This window comes from Stenotrophomonas sp. S41 (assembly GCF_016624625.1).
Lineage (GTDB): Bacteria > Pseudomonadota > Gammaproteobacteria > Xanthomonadales > Xanthomonadaceae > Stenotrophomonas.
This window is the reverse complement of the sequence record NZ_JACVTV010000102.1, coordinates 1-16,461: the sequence shown is the minus strand read 5'-3', so window position 1 is coordinate 16,461 and position 16,461 is coordinate 1. Positions and strand designations below refer to the sequence as shown.

General features: G+C 68.1%; 14 protein-coding genes. 8 read left to right on the top strand and 6 right to left on the bottom strand.

Annotated features, from left to right (window positions below; translation table 11 throughout):
- Positions 1 to 76 precede the first annotated feature (76 nt).
- Both IAE56_RS17260 and IAE56_RS17255 read right to left on the bottom strand, forming a co-directional pair.
- Positions 77 to 820: a FadR/GntR family transcriptional regulator gene (locus tag IAE56_RS17260; RefSeq protein ID WP_108769676.1), complete on the bottom strand. Its 744-nt coding sequence runs from the start codon at positions 818 to 820 to the stop codon at positions 77 to 79.
- A 102-nt stretch (positions 821 to 922) separates the two neighbouring features.
- Positions 923 to 3,814, bottom strand: coding sequence for a TonB-dependent receptor (locus IAE56_RS17255; RefSeq protein WP_200753367.1), 2,892 nt, complete (start codon positions 3,812 to 3,814; stop codon positions 923 to 925).
- A 240-nt stretch (positions 3,815 to 4,054) separates the two neighbouring features.
- On the opposite strand from IAE56_RS17255, the gene IAE56_RS17250 reads away from it, so the two are divergent.
- From IAE56_RS17250 to IAE56_RS17225, 6 genes are all read left to right on the top strand, one after another.
- Entirely contained in the window at positions 4,055 to 5,494 is a 1,440-nt protein-coding gene (locus tag IAE56_RS17250; RefSeq protein WP_200753366.1) for a polysaccharide lyase 6 family protein, read from the top strand.
- A complete protein-coding gene (locus IAE56_RS17245) occupies positions 5,491 to 7,719 on the top strand; it encodes an oligoalginate lyase (protein ID WP_200753365.1) in 2,229 nt (742 codons plus the stop codon). The genes IAE56_RS17250 and IAE56_RS17245 overlap by 4 nt, the downstream gene beginning before the upstream one ends.
- Positions 7,716 to 9,020 carry an MFS transporter gene (locus IAE56_RS17240; protein WP_200753364.1) on the top strand — a complete coding sequence of 435 codons (1,305 nt, stop codon included), beginning with the start codon at positions 7,716 to 7,718 and terminating at the stop codon, positions 9,018 to 9,020. Before IAE56_RS17245 ends, IAE56_RS17240 begins: the two co-directional genes overlap by 4 nt.
- A gap of 46 nt (positions 9,021 to 9,066) precedes the next feature.
- Entirely contained in the window at positions 9,067 to 9,819 is a 753-nt protein-coding gene (locus IAE56_RS17235) for a glucose 1-dehydrogenase (RefSeq protein WP_200753363.1), read from the top strand.
- A gap of 18 nt (positions 9,820 to 9,837) precedes the next feature.
- Positions 9,838 to 11,025 (top strand): GDSL-type esterase/lipase family protein, encoded by a 1,188-nt coding sequence (locus IAE56_RS17230; protein WP_200753362.1) that lies wholly within the window; start codon positions 9,838 to 9,840, stop codon positions 11,023 to 11,025.
- A 166-nt stretch (positions 11,026 to 11,191) separates the two neighbouring features.
- Positions 11,192 to 11,494: a DUF962 domain-containing protein gene (locus IAE56_RS17225; RefSeq protein WP_200753361.1), complete on the top strand. Its 303-nt coding sequence runs from the start codon at positions 11,192 to 11,194 to the stop codon at positions 11,492 to 11,494.
- Positions 11,495 to 11,625: 131 nt separating this feature from the next.
- Here IAE56_RS17225 and IAE56_RS17220 read toward each other — a convergent pair whose 3' ends face one another.
- Genes IAE56_RS17220 through nudE form a run of 4 tightly spaced genes read right to left on the bottom strand, consistent with a single transcriptional unit; the run spans position 11,626 to position 14,159 of the window.
- Positions 11,626 to 11,952, bottom strand: coding sequence for a YnfA family protein (locus IAE56_RS17220; protein WP_079222853.1), 327 nt, complete (start codon positions 11,950 to 11,952; stop codon positions 11,626 to 11,628).
- Positions 11,949 to 12,782 (bottom strand): nucleoside triphosphate pyrophosphohydrolase, encoded by an 834-nt coding sequence (mazG, locus tag IAE56_RS17215; protein WP_200753360.1) that lies wholly within the window; start codon positions 12,780 to 12,782, stop codon positions 11,949 to 11,951. The genes IAE56_RS17220 and mazG overlap by 4 nt, the downstream gene beginning before the upstream one ends.
- 13 nt (positions 12,783 to 12,795) lie before the next feature.
- Positions 12,796 to 13,599 carry a 3'(2'),5'-bisphosphate nucleotidase CysQ gene (gene cysQ / locus IAE56_RS17210; protein ID WP_200753359.1) on the bottom strand — a complete coding sequence of 268 codons (804 nt, stop codon included), beginning with the start codon at positions 13,597 to 13,599 and terminating at the stop codon, positions 12,796 to 12,798.
- The gene (gene nudE, locus IAE56_RS17205) at positions 13,596 to 14,159 is read right to left on the bottom strand and encodes an ADP compounds hydrolase NudE (protein WP_108769684.1); all 564 of its coding nucleotides are present in this window, start codon (positions 14,157 to 14,159) and stop codon (positions 13,596 to 13,598) included. Before nudE ends, cysQ begins: the two co-directional genes overlap by 4 nt.
- 77 nt (positions 14,160 to 14,236) lie before the next feature.
- Between nudE and bioA the strand changes: the two genes are divergently transcribed.
- Both bioA and IAE56_RS17195 read left to right on the top strand, forming a co-directional pair.
- Positions 14,237 to 15,628 carry an adenosylmethionine--8-amino-7-oxononanoate transaminase gene (bioA, locus tag IAE56_RS17200; protein WP_234456163.1) on the top strand — a complete coding sequence of 464 codons (1,392 nt, stop codon included), beginning with the start codon at positions 14,237 to 14,239 and terminating at the stop codon, positions 15,626 to 15,628.
- Positions 15,619 to 16,356, top strand: coding sequence for a 16S rRNA (uracil(1498)-N(3))-methyltransferase (locus IAE56_RS17195; protein ID WP_108769686.1), 738 nt, complete (start codon positions 15,619 to 15,621; stop codon positions 16,354 to 16,356). The genes bioA and IAE56_RS17195 overlap by 10 nt, the downstream gene beginning before the upstream one ends.
- Positions 16,357 to 16,461: the final 105 nt, after the last annotated feature.

Genomic DNA, 16,461 nt, shown 5'->3' with positions numbered 1-16,461 from the left:
CCACCCGCCCGACCCAAACACATGAACCGCCTTCGGCGACCACCCCACGAGGGGCTGCGCCGTTGGCTGGAAACCCTCAGATGCGCGTGGTTGCCAGGAAGCGCTCGCGGTCCTGCTGGGTGCGTCGGCGGATTTCTTCCAGCGCCTGGCTTTCAGTTGCTTCCAGCATCGCCTCGAACAGGCGCTGGAAGTGGTAGCGCATGGCATTGCGCGCCGCCACCGGGTCGCGGCTGCGCAGCGCCTCGAAGATCGCCATGTGCTCGTCGGCACGGCTGGCACCGTCGTCGTGGCAGACCCGCGCGTAGACCTCGGCCACCCGCGGCAGATCGCTGCGCATGCGCCAGATCTGCTGGATGAAGTACTCCACCACCGGGTTGCCGGACAGGCGGGCGATGGTCAGGTGGAAGCGGCGGTCGAAGTCGCCGGCTTCCTCATCGGTCAGGTCGCGGCGGCACAGCGCCTGGGCCAGCACCTGCAGTTCGGCGATGCCGGCCTCGTCGATGTTGCTGGCGGCCAGCGCCGCGGCCTCGGCCTCGAACACCGCACGGGCGGCGGTGAGGTCGAAGGCGCTGACATCGGGCAGGCCACCGGAGGCCTGCGTCGGGCGTGGCTTGACGTACACGCCCGAGCCGATGCGGATGGCGATCCAGCCCTGGGCTTCCAGGGCGATCTCGGCTTCACGCACTGTCACCCGGCTGACGCCGAATCGTTCGGCCAGCTCACGCTCGCCCGGCAGGCGCGAGCCCGGCGGAAATTCGCCGTCCTCGATCAGCTTGCGGAGCTTGGCGGCGATGGTCTGGTAGAGGCGGTTGGCGGACATGCGGCTGACCCTTGGCGGTTCCCTCCGGGCCCGTCCCGGGCCACCGTGCGCGGTGCGGGTCCGGATGGAGCGACGGCGCGACCACTGGCCGCGCCGCCCTGTTCAGAACTTGTATCGTACACCGAAATACGCACGCCGCCCGTAGGTCACCACTTCACGGAAATTGCCGTAAAGCGGCTGGTACGCCACGCGCGGTTCGTTGGTCAGGTTCATCAGCTCCAGCGACAGCGACAGCTGCTTGTTGACCTTGTAGCGCATGCGCAGGTCGACGCTGGTGTTGTCGTCGTAGTAGCGGTTCTGCTGCGCGGTGTTGCCGGTGAAGTCCTGGTAGTAGTGCGAGCGGAACTTGCCGATGGCCTGGATGTTGAAGCGGCCCACGTCCCAGTAGATCGAACCGGACAGCACGTGCCGCGAGAAACCGCTGAGGCCGGCCGGCGGCACGATGGCCGGGATGACGCTGCCATCGGCGGCCAGCTGCTCGCCCAGTCGCGAATCCTGGGTCTCGTAGTCGGCGTCGGCGTAGTTGTAGCTGACCTTGAAGCCCAGCCCATCGAACGGCTTGGGCAGGTAGGACAGGCGATGGGTCACGCTCAGTTCCAGGCCGGTCAGGGTGCTGTCGTCGTCGGTGGTCACCTGCTGGCGCACCGGCACGGTCACGGTCTGCCCGTTGATGGTGTAGGTCTCCGGCACCAGCGCGGTGGCGGTGCCGCCGTTGAACTGCTTCCAGTACACCGCGCCGGCCAGCATGGTGTCCGGGTTCGGGTACCACTCCAGCGACAGGTCGCCGTTCCAGGACATCAGCGGCTGCGCGGCCGGGTTGCCGCTGGCACTGATGTCGTCCAGCGCATCGGCCAGGTTGCCGTAGGTGGCATCGCTGCTGACATTGATGGTGCGGCCGGCACCGAGCGCCGCGATGTCCGGGCGTGACATGGCGCGGTAGGCACCGACGCGCAGCAGCACGTCCGGACGCAGTTCGAACGCCGCGTTCAGGCTGGGCAGCAGCTTGTCATTGCCGGCCTTGAATACCTGGGTGGTGTAGTTGCCGGTCGGCTGCAGGCGGATCGTGCCATCGCCGTTGTCCTCGATCTGCAGGTCGGTGCGCACGCCTTCCGAACGCACATCGGTCTTGACCCAGCGCAGGCCGACGTTGCCGGTCACCGGCAGCCCGAACAGGCTGCTGCTGAACTCGCCCAGCAGGTACAGCGCGCGCGTCTTCTCGGTGATGTCGACGTTGTTCGGATCCTGGAAGTCCGGATCCAGGCCGCTGTCGAGGCTGCCACGGAAGGACTGGTACAGGCAGTTGGGATCGAAGTACGCCCACGAGGAGATCGTGTTGCCGCTGGCGGCATCCATGAAATCGCTCTGCGGGAACGGTGCGCGGCAGGCCTGATTGGCAGCGATGATCTTCGCCTTGTCGGCGGCCACGCGCTGGTCGTAGTCGGTCACCAGGGTGTTGTCGCGCAGGCGGTAGTCGGCCTGGCTGGCGCGCACGCCGCCCTTGATGCGGGTGAAGAAGCCCGACTCCGGCATGAAGCTGGCGTCGAAGCGACCGGCCTTGATCTTGTGGTCGTTCTCGGTGGCGCTGGAGGTGACGCGGGCCGCACCGGAGTACGCATCCCAGTTCTGCACGTCGAAGTTCGGCGCCAGGGCCACGCTCGGCACTTCGCCATGCCAGTCCCAGTCGTAGTCGACATAACCGGTGGTGCCGCTGCTGATGCCCGGCACGACGGCATTGTTGATGTCGCGCTGGTTGGCCCGCAGGCGGGTCATGCGCTCGCTGTCCAGGCGGTTGGTATGCGAGTAGGACAGATCGGTGGACAGTTCCCAGGCCGGGCTCGGCCGCACGATCAGGTTCAGGCCGCCACCGGTGTACTCCTCGCCGCGCCAGTAGCGGTTGGAGGTGGAATCAATCGAGGTGCTGCCATGCAGGTGGCGGACGATGCCGTTTTCGTCCACTTCGCGCTGGGTGATGCCACGGCGCGCGTTGGACAGGCTCAGGTCGCTGCGGTTTTCATACCAGTTGCGCTGGGTGTGCTCGAAGTCGACGTTCACTTCGACCACATCGTTGGGCCGCCACTGCACCGCAGCGAACTCGCTCTGGCGGTCGTTGCGTTCCTGCTTCAGGCGGTAGATGCGGCTGCTCGGCACCAGGTAGTACGGCGCACCGTTGGCGATGGCCTGCGCGCCCACTTCGGAGCAGTTGGCGTTGGTCACGTTCTGGTTGCCATCGCAGGCGTACCAGGTGGAACCGCTGGTGATGCTCTCTTCCGGGTCGGTGCCATCCAGGCGCTGGAAGCCCAGCGAGACGCCCAGCTTCTGGCCGTCGCCGAACTCGAACTGGTCGATGTAGCTGGCAGTGCCGCGGTAGCCGATGCCATCGTCATCGCGGTACTTCTTGTCGTACTCGGCCCAGCTGCCGCGCAGGTCGAACTGCACCGAGCGTTTGCCGTATTCCAGCGGCTTGACCGTTTCCAGGCCGATGGTGCCGGCCACGCCGCCTTCGATGATGTCGGCGCGCTGGGTCTTGTAGATGGCCACCGTATTGATCAGCTCGGCCGGGAACATGTTGAAGTTCACCGAGCGGTCGCCGCTGCCGTTGGTGATCTCGCGGCCGTTGAAATTGGTGCTGCTGAGGAAGGCGCCGAGGCCGCGGATGGAAATTTCCGAGGCACCGGTCTTGTCGCGGGTCGAGGCGGCGCCGGTCAGCGTTTCGATCGCATCGGCCAGCGACGGCGCCGGCAGATCGCCGATGTCGTCTGCCGAGAGCACGTCGGCGATGACCGTGTCGTCGCGCTTCTTGTTGATCGAACTCTGCATCGATTCGCGGATGCCGGTGACCTGCACCTGGTCCAGCGTGGTGGCGTGCTGCCCGGCGCTGCCGGTGGTGGACTGCGCCTGCGCCAGCGGAGCGGCGGCCAGCGCGGCAAGCAAAGCCACGACGAGGGGCGTGGGTGACAGCGTGATGGTACGTACAGCTCCGGCAGATTGCCGCATGGTTTCCTCCTCCCAAAGGATCGCCTGGTTGGCAGGCGTGGACGCAGCTTCGACATGCAGACACAGAAATGTCAACCAACTGGACTGGATTTTTCTTAATACCTTTGCTTCATACCGCCTGGCCGTCATTAAATGTGCTGATGCAGCATGACTTTGCGCGAAAGCTGGCTTACAACAGACCCCGCAAGTGGTATGCACACCCACCCGAAACGACGGCCCGACCGTCCCTGGAAGGACTTCATGCGCACCGAATCGACTTCGTACCGCCCGTCCAACCGGCTTCCCGGATCATTCCTCGCAACTGGTCTGGCAATCTGCCTGACCACTTCGTCGGCACAGGCCGCCAGCTGGCTGGTCCACGATGCCGCCGAGTTCACCACCGCCGCGGCCGCCCTGCAGCCCGGCGATGAAATCGTGCTGGCCGACGGCACCTGGACCGACACCCGTCTGCTGCTGAAGGGCCAGGGCACCGAGGCCGCGCCGATCACCCTGCGCGCACAGACCCCGGGCAAGGTGATCCTCAGCGGGCGTTCGGACCTGCGCCTGGCCGGCAGCTACCTGCAGGTCTCCAACCTGGTGTTCCGCAACGGCTACACGCCGGGCGATGCGGTGGTGGCCTTCCGCGAATCGAGCAAGGCGGTGGCCAGCCACAGCCGGGTGACCGGCCTGGTCATCGACGACTACACCAACCCCGATGCCAGCGACCAGGACTACTGGGTGTCGCTGTACGGCAGCCACAACCGCCTCGACCACAGCCAGCTGCGCGGCAAGACCAATGCCGGGCCGACCGTGGTGGTGGTGCGCGATGCCACCGAGGGCCTGGACAACCAGCACCGCATCGACCACAACTGGTTCGGGCCGCGCCCGCTGCTCGGCGTCAACGGCGGCGAAACGATCCGCGTCGGCACCAGCGACACCTCGCTGAGCGATTCCAACAGCACCGTGGAAAACAACTGGTTCGAAGGCTGCGACGGCGAGACCGAGATCGTCTCCAACAAGTCAGGTGGCAACACCTACCGCGGCAACGTCTTCTATCGTTCGGCCGGCGCGCTGACCCTGCGCCACGGCAACGGCAACCGGGTGCTCGACAACGTCTTCCTCGGCGACGACAAGGCCGGCACCGGCGGCGTGCGCATCATCAACGCCGACCAGACCGTCAGCAACAACTACTTCGAGCGTCTGGCCGGTTCCAGCAACCGCTCGGCGCTGGCGATCATGGACGCGCAGGCCGATCCGCCGCTGTCCGGCTATGCGCCGGTGGTCAACGCCACCATCAGCCGCAACACCTTCGTGGATGTGGCGAAGATCAGCTTCGGCGTCGGCCATGACGCGGCCAAGGGCATCGACGTGGCCGCCAGCAACAGCCGCTTCAGCGCCAACCTGATCGTCAACCGCACCAGCAGGAACCCACCCAACGCCGCCAGTTCGCTGGCCGGCATCGCTTTCAGCGGCAACGTGCAGTCGCCGCAGGCAAGCACCGTGTTTCCCAGCGGCGTCGAAAGCCGCAGCGTGACCCTGCAGCAGGCCGCCAGCGGCCTGTGGACGCCCCCCCCTGCCCTGCCCGCCACCGGTGCAGATCCGGCGCTGGCGATGACCGCGCGCGAGGCCACGGGGGTGGACTGGTATCCCAAGGTGGGCGAGGTTGCCCTGTCCCGCACCAGCACCGGAGTTGATCGATGAGGTTGCAGCCGCTGTTCGTTTCCCTGGCCCTGGCCGTTCCCTTTGCCCTGCTGCCGGCCGCGCCGTTGCTGGCGGCCCCGGCTGCCGCCGCGCGCCAGGCCGACACCGCGCCGGTGCTGGTGACCGCTGCGCAGTGGCAGCAGATGGCCAGTGAAGGCAGCCGCTACCCGTGGTTCGCCAAGGAACAGGCGCGTACGGAAAAGTCGCTGAAGAAGATGATGACGGCCGGCATCGACGTGCCGGTGCCCAAGGACAAGGGCGGCGGCCGCACCCATGAACAGCACAAGCGCAACTACCAGGCGCTGCTGGCGGCCGGCACGCTGTACCGGCTGACCGGCGACAAGGCCTATGTCGACTACTCGCGCGACATGCTGCTGCAGTACGCCAAGCTCTACCCGACGCTGGGCCCGCACCCGGAAGGCCGCGGGCAGATTCCCGGCCGCGTGTTCTGGCAGGTGCTCAATGATTCGGTGTGGCTGGTCAACGCCATCCAGGGCTACGACGCGATCCGCGACGCGCTGTCCGCGCAGGACCGGCAGACCATCGAGTCGCAGCTGTTCCGGCCGATGGCCGAATTCCTGATCAGCGAGCCGAAAAACTACGACCAGATCCACAACCACGCGACCTGGGCGGTGGCCGCCACCGGCATGACCGGCTACGTGCTGCGCGACCAGGAACTGGTGGAAAAGTCCCTGCGCGGCAGCCAGAAGGACGATAAATTCGGCTTCCTGCGGCAGATCGATCTGCTGTTCTCGCCCGACGGTTATTACGAGGAAGGCCCGTATTACCAGCGCTACGCGCTGGCGCCGTTCCTGCTCTTCGCCAACGCCGTGGAGCGCAACGAGCCGCAGCGGAAGATCTTCGCGCGCCGCGACGGTGTGCTGCTGAAGGCCGTGGACGTGCTGGTGCAGACCAGCTACGACGGCCTGTTCTTCCCGATCAACGATGCGATCCTGGACAAGGGCATCGACACCGAGGAACTGGTGGCCGGCATCGGCATCGCCTATGCGCGCACCGGCGATGACCATCTGCTGTCGGTGGCCCAGCAGCAGAAGCGCCTGCTACTCTCGCCAGAGGGCCTGCAGGTGGCGCAGGCGCTGGCGGCCAACAAGGCCAAACCTTTCGACTACAAGCCGATGCTTCTGCGCGATGGCCCCGACGGCGACCGCGGCGGCCTGGCGATCCTGCGCATGAACGGCGAGGACGGCCAGGCGCTGGTGCAGAAGGACACCATGCAGGGCATGGGCCACGGCCACTTCGACAAGCTCAACTGGCTGTTCTACGACAACGGCAAGGCCGTGGTGACCGACTACGGCGCAGCGCGCTTCCTCAACGTGGAAGCCAAGCGCGGCGGCATCTACCTGGCCGAGAACCGCAGCTGGGCCAAGCAGACCGTGGCCCACAACACCCTGGTGGTGGACGAGCAGAGCCACTTCAAGGGTGACTGGAAACGCGGCGAGGAACATGCACCGCAGGTGCGCTTCTTCCAGGCCGACGCCGATACCCAGATCGCCTCGGCGACCATGCGCGATGCCTACCCCGGCGTGGTGTTCACCCGCACCCAGGCGCTGCTGCGCCACCCCGAACTGGGCCTGCCGGTGGTGCTGGACCTGCTGCAGGTGCACGGTGACAAGGCCGCGCGCTACGACCTGCCGCTGCATTTCAACGGCCACATCGTTACCACCGGTTTCGAGGCCGAGCACTTCACCAGCCAGCGCCCGGTGCTGGGCAAGGACAACGGCTACCAGCACCTGTGGCTGGACGCACGCAGCAAGCCCGGCAGCGAGCCGAGCACGCTGGCCTGGCTGCTGGATGGCCGCTTCTACACCTATCGCTTCGGCAGCAGCGCACCCGCGCAGGCGCTGCTGGTGGAAAGCGGTGCCAACGATCCGGAATTCAACCTGCGCCGCGAACCGGCCCTGCTGCAGCGCGTGGAAGGCCAGAAAGATGTGACCTTCTTCAGCGTGCTGGAGCCGCATGGCGAGTACAACGGCACCGCCGAGTACGTGCACGGCGCCGACAGCCGCATCAAGGACATCGTGCGCACCCGCGGCAGCGATGCCGAAGTGATCGAGCTGCGCCTGGCCAGCGGCGCCCGCATCGCCCTGGGCGTGGCCGATGACAGCAGCGCCAAGGGCGAGCACCGCGTGACCGTTGATGGCCATGCCTACCGCTGGAGTGGCAGCCACGCGCGCATGGACCGCAGCAAGGGTGACGCGAAATGAACGGCCCTGCGGTGGTGAGCCAGCTGCGCAAGGTGCCGGTGCGGTCGGCGGTACGCTGGCTGATCGTCGGCCTGATCGCCGTGGCCACGGTGATCAACTACATCGACCGCAACGCACTGGCGGTGATGTGGCCGGAAATCGCCAAGGAAGTGGGCGCGACCAAGGATGACTACGCGCTGCTGGTGACGGTGTTCATGCTGTTCTACGCCGCCGGCCAGTTCCTGTTCGGCCGCCTGTTCGACATGATCGGCACGCGCCTGGGCTTCGCCCTGTCGATCAGCGTGTGGTCGATCTCCATCGCCCTGCACTCGGTCACCCATTCGATGCTGTCCTTCAGCCTGGTGCGTGCGATGCTCGGCATCAGCGAGGCCGGTGCCTGGCCGGGCGCGGTCAAGGCCAATGCCGAGTGGTTCCCGGCGCGCGAACGCGCGTTGGCGCAGGGCGTGTTCAACGCCGGCGCGTCGATCGGCGCGATCGTGTCCGCACCGGCCATCGCCGGCCTGTACCTGTGGCTGGGCTGGCGCGGCACCTTCGTGCTGGTCGGTGCCATCGGCTTCCTGTGGCTGCTGCCGTGGCTGTTCGTGTACCGCGCCGGCCCGGACAAGCACCCGTGGGTGAGCGATGCCGAACGCCGCCTGATCATGGAAGACCAGGCCGGGCAGCAGGATGCCGCCGCACCGAAGGTGAGCGTGCGTTCGCTGCTGGCCCACCGGCAGAGCTGGGGCATGCTCGCCTGCCGCTTCCTGCTGGACCCGATCTGGTGGCTGTTCGTGTCCTGGCTGCCGATCTACCTGGCCGAAACCTTCGGCTTCGACATCAAGCAGATCGGTCTGTTTGCCTGGGTGCCGTTCGTCGGCGCGATGCTCGGCAGTCTGAGTGGCGGCTGGCTGTCCGGGCGCCTGATCCGCGCCGGGCAGAGCGTGGACCGTGCACGCAAGCTGTCCATCACCCTGGGCTGCGTGATCATGGCCCCTGCCCTGCTGGGCGCGGTGCTGGCCAACCAGCCCTTGTTTGCCGTGCTGGCGATTGCCGCCGTGCTGTTCGGCTTCCAGGTCGCCATCGGCAACATCCAGACCCTGCCGGGCGACCTGTTCGATGGCCGCTCGGTCGGCACCCTCGCCGGCCTCGGTGGCCTGGCTGCGGTGGCCGGCACGCTGATCACCACCTGGCTGGTGCCGGTGCTGACCCGCCATTCCTACGCCCCGATCTTCATCCTCGTCGCCGCACTGGTGCCGCTGTCGCTGGCCGCGCTGTGGTGGTGGACCGGACCCATCCACAAGCTCGACCGCCGTGGCGGCTGAGCCCGTTCTTTCCCTTCATTCCCCCGCAAACCAAGGAGTTTCCCGCATGTCGTTCCAGGACAAGGTGGCCATCGTCACCGGTGGTGGCCGTGATATCGGCCGTGCCGTCTCGATCAAGCTGGCCGCTGCCGGCGCACGCGTCTGCATCAACTACGCCAACGATGAGGCCAGCGCCAACGAAACGCTGGCGCAGATCCAGGCCGCCGGTGGCCAGGCCATCGTGCACCGCGCCGACGTGACCGATGCCGCCGCCGTGGCCGGCCTCGTCGCTGCCACCCAGGCCGCGTTCGGCGAGCGCATCGACCTGCTGGTGAACGTGGCCGGCGGCATGGTGCAGCGCCGTCCGCTGGCCGACATCGACCCGGCGTTCTTCCACACGGTGATGGACCTCAACCTGACCTCCACCTACCTGACCACCCACGCGGTGGTGCCGCACATGGGCGAAGGCGCGGCCATCGTCAATTTCGCATCGCAGGCCGGCCGCGATGGCGGTGGCCCGGGTGCGTCGATCTACGCCACCGCCAAGGCCGCGGTGATGACCTTCACCCGCGCCATGGCCAAGGAACTGGGGCCGAAGGGCATCCGCGTGAACGCGCTGTGCTGCGGCATGATCGCCACCCGCTTCCATGACGAATTCACCAAGCCGGAAGTGCGCACCGCCGTCGCCGGCAACACCCCGCTGCGCCGCCAGGGCGTGCCGGACGAAGCCGCCGATGCGGCGGTGTTCCTGGCCTCCGATGCAGCGGCGTTCATCACCGGTGCGAACCTGGACGTCAACGGCGGCACCTACTTCTCCTGACCTGAGCGGACACCTGCCATGCAGCGCTGGATCACCCTGCTTTCGCTGGCCATCGGCGCTGCCGTGGCCGCCCCCGTCGCCCAGGCCGCTCCGGTCTGGGTGACCGCCTGGACCGCTTCACCGGCACCGGACCGCAAGGACGGGAAGCCGGAAGCACCCGTACAGTTCGCCGCGCAGACCGTGCGCCAGGACATCCGGGTCGGCAGCCGTGGCGAGGCGTTGCGCCTGCGCATCAGCAACGAACTGGGCGATGCACCGCTGCACGTGGAGGACATCCGCGTGCGCCTGAAGGACGGCAGCGCTGCGGTGCTGCCGGTCACCGTCGATGGTCGCCGCGCCATCGACGTGCCGGTGGGTGCCGCACTGCTGAGTGATCCGGTGGTATTGCCGGTGGGCGCACTGCAGGAGATCAGCGTGACCGCGTACTTCCCGCAGCCGACCCGGCCGGCGGTGCGGCGTACCGTGGTGCGCGTGGTCGATGGCAGGCAGGAGGGGGTGGCAGACACGGTACGCGTCAGCTACCAGCAGAATGTGTTTTCGGCGGTGATGGTGCAGCGTGAGCAGCGGCCGTCGGTCATTGTGGCGTTGGGTGATTCGATCACCGAAGGCGCGACCGCCACGCGCGGTTCGTTCAACCAGTGGCCGGAGCGGCTGGCGCAGCGCCTGCAGCAGGCCTGCCCGGACCGCTTCGTGGTGCTCAACCAGGGCATCAGCGGCAACAAGGTGCTGGACCATGGCCGCAGCCACAGTGCGCTGTCACGCCTGGACCGCGATGTGATCGCGGTGGCCGACGCCGACCAGGTGATCCTGTTCGAAGGCATCAATGACATCCGCCACGGCGGCGGTGCGCAGCCGCTGCCCGGGCGCAACGCACCGGACATGCTGCTGGGCTACCAGCAGGTGGCCGCGCGCCTGCACGCGCATGGCATCCGTGCCTACCTGGGCACGCTGACGCCGTTCGGCGGCTCCGAGCGCTACGAGCCGGTCTCGGCCACCACCCGCGCCTCGATCAACCAGTGGGCGCGCGGCAAGGACAGCGGCTTCGATGGCGTGGTCGATTTCGATGCAGCGCTGCGCGACCCGAAGCAGCCGGAATCGCTGCCGGCCAGCATCACCCGCGACCACCTGCACCCGAACGACGAAGGCTACCGGCGCATGGCCGAGGCCATCGACCTGAAGATGCTGGGGTGCGAGGCCCCGAACTGACGCGCGGTTTTGTAGAGCCGGACCCACGTTCGGATGCCGTTGCTTCCTGTAGAGCCGAGCCATGCTCGGCTGCCGTGGCCAAGAACAGCCGAGCATGGCTCGGCTCTACAACGGCCGAACACGGCAAAGCGCATGATGTAGCCGGTCATCGCCCCGGAGCACGTGCATGTCCCGCTTCGCCAGCTTCCGCGAGTTCTACCCGTTCTACCTGGACGAGCACCGCCATCCGGTCTCGCGGCGCCTGCACTTCATCGGCAGTTGTGGCGTACTGCTGCTGGTGGTCGCAGCGCTGCTGCGCGGCCAGTCGATGCTGCTGCTCGCGGCACTGGCATGCGGCTATGGGTTCGCCTGGGTCGGCCATTTCTTCTTCGAGAAGAACCGCCCGGCTACCTTCCGCCACCCGGTGTACTCGTTCGCCGGCGACTGGGTGATGTTCGCCGACATCCTGCGCGGTCGGATCAGGTGGTGACCCGTTTTTTGTAGAGTCGAGCCATGCTCGACGGCTGTTGGCAGAAGCAGCCGAGCATGGCTCGGCTCTACAGAAGATCAACAGCAGCCGAGCATGGCTCGGCTCTACAGAAGATCAACAGCCGCCGGGCATCACACCGGCTGGCGCGGCCCAAACATGATCACGGCCATGCCGGCCAGGCACAGGGCGGCGCCCAGCAGGTCCCAGCGGCTGGGGCGGATGCCATCGACCAGCCACAGCCAGAACAGCGCGGTGCCGATGTAGACGCCACCGTAGGCGGCATACACGCGGCCGCTGGCGGTGGGGTGCAGGGTCAGCAGCCAGGCGAACAGGGCCAGGCTGGCCGCGGCCGGCAGCAGCAGCCACACGCTGCCGCCCTTGCGCAGCCACAGCCACGGCAGGTAACAGCCGACGATCTCGGCCAGTGCGGTCAGCAGGAACAGGGCAAGGGTCTTCACGCCTTCTCCGCGGCCTTGGCGTGCTGCCACAGCGCTTCCTGCGCATCCAGGTCCAGCGCGGCCAGGCTTTCGCCCTGCGCGCCCGCCTGCGCTTCCATGGCGCGGAAGCGGCGTTCGAACTTGTGGTTGGCACCACGCAGCGCCGCGCCCAGGTCGATGTCGGCATGGCGGGCCAGGTTGGCGCAGACGAACAGCAGGTCACCCAGCTCTTCCTGCAGCCGCGCCTTGTTGCCGGCGATGTCGCCGCGCTCGAATTCCTCGCGCAGTTCCTGCAGCTCCTCGGCCGCCTTGTCCAGCACCGGCAGCGGGCCGGGCCAGTCGAAGCCGACCTTGGCCGCGCGCGACTGCAGCTTCACCGCGCGCTGCCATTCGGGCAGCCCACGCGAGATGCCGGCCAGCGCCGACGTGTCCTGGTCGCCCTTGGCCGCGCGCTCGGCGCGCTTGATCGCGTCCCAGTTGCGCATCACGCCATCGGCATCGTCCACGCTGACATCGGCGAACACATGCGGATGGCGGCGCTGCATCTTGTCACTGATCGCGCGCGCCACTTCGGCGAAGGCGAACGCGCCCTGCTCTTCGGCCATGCGCGCATGGAACACCACCTGCAGCAGCAGGTCGCCCAGTTCATCGCAGAGATCATCGAGGTCGCCGCGATCGATCGCATCGGCGACCTCGTAGGCTTCCTCGATGGTGTACGGGGCGATGGTGGCGAAGTTCTGCTCCAGGTCCCAGGGGCAGCCGCCCTGCGGATCGCGCAGGCGCGCCATGATCGCCAGCAGGCGCTCCAGTTCGGTGCTGGCGGCACTGCCGGCGGTGGGGGTGTCGCTCATGCGGGCTCCAGGATCAATCGGACAGCCAGTCCCGCCACGGCAGGCTGGTGTCGCCAAGGGCGATGAAATCGCCGTTCAACAGGGTGCTGCGGCGGTTGTAGCGGAACGGCTTGCCACTGCTGGCAGAGAGCACCGCGCCACCGGCCGCGTGCAGCACGCACTGGCCGGCGGCGGTATCCCATTCGGAGGTCGGGCCCAGCCGCGGGTACACGTCCAGCCCACCTTCGGCGATGCGGCAGAACTTCAGCGAGGAGCCCTGCGCCACCGTTTCGATCTCGCCCATGCGTTCGAGCAGGGCGACGGTTTCCGGCGAACGGTGCGAGCGGCTGGCAGCCACCCGCAGCGGCGCGGTGGCCGGCGTGCGGGTGCGCAGCACGCTGTCGTGCAGGCCCTGGCGGCGGTAGGCCAGCTCGCCACGCATGGCGTGCCAGACGATGCCGGTCACCGGCGCCTGGACCACGCCGAAGGCCGGCGCGCCCTGGTAGATCAGCGCGATGTTGACGCTGAACTCGCCGTTGCGCTTGACGAATTCGCGGGTGCCATCCAGCGGGTCGACCAGCCAGTAGGCGCCCCAGTGCTGGCGCTGTTCCCACGGCACCAGCGCCGATTCCTCGGAGAGGATCGGCAGGTCGGGGGTCAGCTGGCGCAGGCCCTGCTGGATGATCCGGTCGGCGGCGAGATCGGCCGCGGTCACCGGGCTGTCGTCGGCCTTCAGGGTGACGTCGAAACCCTCGCTGTAGACCTGCATGATCGCCTGCCCCGCTTCCTGGGCGATGGCGATCGTGGTCTCGCGCAGCTCGGTGGTCAGCTTGATCATCGGCGTCCCTGCAGCCACTGGCGCGCGATGAACAGCGCGGCCAGCGAGCGTCCTTCCGAGAAGTCCTCGCGCAGCATCAGCTGGTCCAGTTCGGCCAGCTTCCACGGCACCACTTCCAGCTCTTCCGGCTCGTCGCCGGCCAGCTTTTCCGGGTACAGGTCGCGCGCCACCACCAGCCACGACTGGTGGCTCATGTAGGTCGGCGCCAGGGTCATCGCGCGCAGCACGTCGACCTGGCGTGCGCCGTAGCCGGCCTCTTCCTTCAGTTCGCGGTCGGCGGCCTGTTCAGGCGTTTCACCGGCATCGATGCGGCCCTTGACCAGGCCCAGCTCGTAGCGGTGCACGCCGGCGGCGTATTCACGCACCAGCAGCACGGTCTCCTCGTCCAGCATCGGCACCACCACCACGGCGCCATGGCCACGGCTGACCAGGCGCTCGAAACGCCGGTGTTCACCGTTGGAGAACTCCAGGTCCAGGTGCTGGCGCTGGAACGGGCCGTTCTCCTCGTCGGTGATCCGGTGGATGATCGGCAGGCGACGGCCGCTGCGGTCGTCGTTCATGCGGAATCTCCGCGGCGGCCGGCGCGTGCGCCGGGGCCGATAGAATGTGCAGGCAGCAACATGTTCATGAGCCCGAAATGCTAGCAGACCCAACCCCCTCCCCGCTGGCCCGGCAGTGGCAGCAACGCGACCTGCAGGTGCTGTGGCACCCGTGCACGCAGATGCGCGAGCATCCGGACACCCTGCCGCTGGTGCCGATCGCGCGTGGCCAGGGCGCCTGGCTGATCGACCACGACGGCAACCGCTACCTGGACGCGGTCAGCAGCTGGTGGACGAATCTGTTCGGTCATGCCGAACCGCGCATCGGCGCGGCCATCGCCGCCCAGGCCGGGCAGCTGGAACAGGTGATGCTGGCCGGGTTCAGCCATCAACCGGCGATCCTCCTGGCCGAGCGCCTGCTGGCGCTGGCACCACGCCAGCCCGGCCGCGCGCCGCTGGCCAAGGTGTTCTACGCCGACAATGGCTCGGCCGGGGTGGAAGTGGCGCTGAAGATGGCCTTCCAGTACTTCCAGAACCGCGGCGAAAGCCGGCGCACGCGCTTCATCGCGCTGGAGAACGGCTACCACGGCGAGACCCTGGGCGCGCTGGCGCTGGGCGACATCCCGCTGTACCGCCGCGTGTACGCGCCGCTGCTGGCCGAGGGCCTGTTCGCGCCCTCCCCCGATGCCTACCTGGCCGAACCGGGGCAGAGCGCGGCCGACCGTGCGCGGCAGGCCGCCGATGGCCTGGCCACCCTGTTCGACCAGCACCCCGGCGAGATCTGCGCGGTGATCCTGGAACCGCGCCTGCAGTGCGCCGGCGGCATGCGCATGCACGACCCGGTCTACCTGCAGCGCGTGCGCGAGCTGTGCGATGCGCACGGCGCGTTCATGATCGCCGACGAGATCGCCACCGGCTTCGGCCGCACCGGCACGATGTTCGCCTGCGAACAGGCCGGGGTGATGCCCGACCTGATGTGCCTGTCCAAGGGCCTGACCGGCGGCTTCCTGCCGCTGGCCGCGGTGCTGGCCACGCAGGCGCTGTACGACGCCTTCCTCGATGATTCGCGCGAGCGCGCGTTCCTGCATTCGCACAGCTACACCGGCAACCCGCTGGCATGTGCGGCCGCCCTGGCCACGCTGGACATCTTCCGCGACGAGGACGTGATCGCGCGCAACCGCGGCATCGCCTCAGTGATGGGCGCGCTGGCCGCGCCGTTCGCCGACCACCCGCAGGTGGCCGACGTGCGCCAGGCCGGCATGGTGGTGGCCTTCGAGCTGTCGCGCGACGGCAACCGGCGGACCCCGTTCAACCCGGCGCTGCGGCTTGGCCTGCACGCCTACAAGGCCGCGCTGAAGCGTGGCGTGGTGCTGCGCCCGCTGGGCGACGTGCTGTACTGGATGCCACCTTACTGCGTGGATGACGAACAACTGGAGCTGCTGGCACATACCACGCTGGCGGCCATCGACGAGGCGATTGCATGCGCGTGACCCGCTGCCCCATCGACCTGGCGCTGCACAGCGGCCAGACCGTGACCCTGCCGGAAGAGACAGCCAACCACCTGGTGCGGGTGATGCGCCTGCGCGAGGGCGATACCTGCGTGCTGTTCAATGGCGATGGCCATGACTACAGCGCCACCCTGACCGTTGCCAGCAAGCGCGAGGTGCAGGTGCGCATCGACGCGGTGCAGGCGGTGGCCAATGAATCGCCGCTGGCGATCACCCTGCTGCAGGGCATTGCCCGCGGCGAGAAGATGGACCTGATCCTGCAGAAGGCTACCGAGCTGGGCGTCAGCGCCATCGTGCCGGTGAATGCCGAGCGGACCGAGGTGAAGCTGGACGCGGCACGTGCCGAAAAGCGCGTGGCGCACTGGAACAACGTGGTGAGCTCGGCCTGCGGGCAGTCCGGGCGCGCACGCATTCCGCAGGTGGGTCCGCCGCTGTCGCTGGCGCAGGCGGCGGCGACGCTGCCGGCCGATACGCTGCGGCTGACGCTGGACCCGCAGGGGGCGCATCGGCTGTCGACGCTGGACGCCGCACCGGCGGGGGGCGTGGTCATCGCGATCGGTCCGGAAGGTGGCTGGTCGCCGCGTGACCGTGACCAGCTGGCCGCTGCGGGCTTCCAGGGCCTGCAGCTGGGGCCGCGCATCCTGCGCACGGAAACCGCCGGCCTGGCCGCGATCGCGGCGCTGCAGGCGCGGTTGGGGGATCTGGGATAAGGCGAACGCCTGCGGCGTGCGCGGTAGTGGGGGGGGGGGGGGGGGGGGGGGGGCGGCGGCGGGGGGGGGGGGGGGGGGGGGGGGGGGGGGGGGGGGGGGGGGGGG

Excerpts from the sequence above, each read along its gene's own strand:
- IAE56_RS17260 (WP_108769676.1), bottom strand. The coding sequence starts at position 820 with ATGTCCGCCAACCGCCTCTACCAGACCATCGCCGCCAAGCTCCGCAAG.
- IAE56_RS17255 (WP_200753367.1), bottom strand. The coding sequence starts at position 3,814 with ATGCGGCAATCTGCCGGAGCTGTACGTACCATCACGCTGTCACCCACG.
- IAE56_RS17250 (WP_200753366.1), top strand. The coding sequence starts at position 4,055 with ATGCGCACCGAATCGACTTCGTACCGCCCGTCCAACCGGCTTCCCGGA.
- IAE56_RS17245 (WP_200753365.1), top strand. The coding sequence starts at position 5,491 with ATGAGGTTGCAGCCGCTGTTCGTTTCCCTGGCCCTGGCCGTTCCCTTT.
- IAE56_RS17240 (WP_200753364.1), top strand. The coding sequence starts at position 7,716 with ATGAACGGCCCTGCGGTGGTGAGCCAGCTGCGCAAGGTGCCGGTGCGG.
- IAE56_RS17235 (WP_200753363.1), top strand. The coding sequence starts at position 9,067 with ATGTCGTTCCAGGACAAGGTGGCCATCGTCACCGGTGGTGGCCGTGAT.
- IAE56_RS17230 (WP_200753362.1), top strand. The coding sequence starts at position 9,838 with ATGCAGCGCTGGATCACCCTGCTTTCGCTGGCCATCGGCGCTGCCGTG.
- IAE56_RS17225 (WP_200753361.1), top strand. The coding sequence starts at position 11,192 with ATGTCCCGCTTCGCCAGCTTCCGCGAGTTCTACCCGTTCTACCTGGAC.
- mazG (WP_200753360.1), bottom strand. The coding sequence starts at position 12,782 with ATGAGCGACACCCCCACCGCCGGCAGTGCCGCCAGCACCGAACTGGAG.
- cysQ (WP_200753359.1), bottom strand. The coding sequence starts at position 13,599 with ATGATCAAGCTGACCACCGAGCTGCGCGAGACCACGATCGCCATCGCC.
- nudE (WP_108769684.1), bottom strand. The coding sequence starts at position 14,159 with ATGAACGACGACCGCAGCGGCCGTCGCCTGCCGATCATCCACCGGATC.
- bioA (WP_234456163.1), top strand. The coding sequence starts at position 14,237 with ATGCTAGCAGACCCAACCCCCTCCCCGCTGGCCCGGCAGTGGCAGCAA.
- IAE56_RS17195 (WP_108769686.1), top strand. The coding sequence starts at position 15,619 with ATGCGCGTGACCCGCTGCCCCATCGACCTGGCGCTGCACAGCGGCCAG.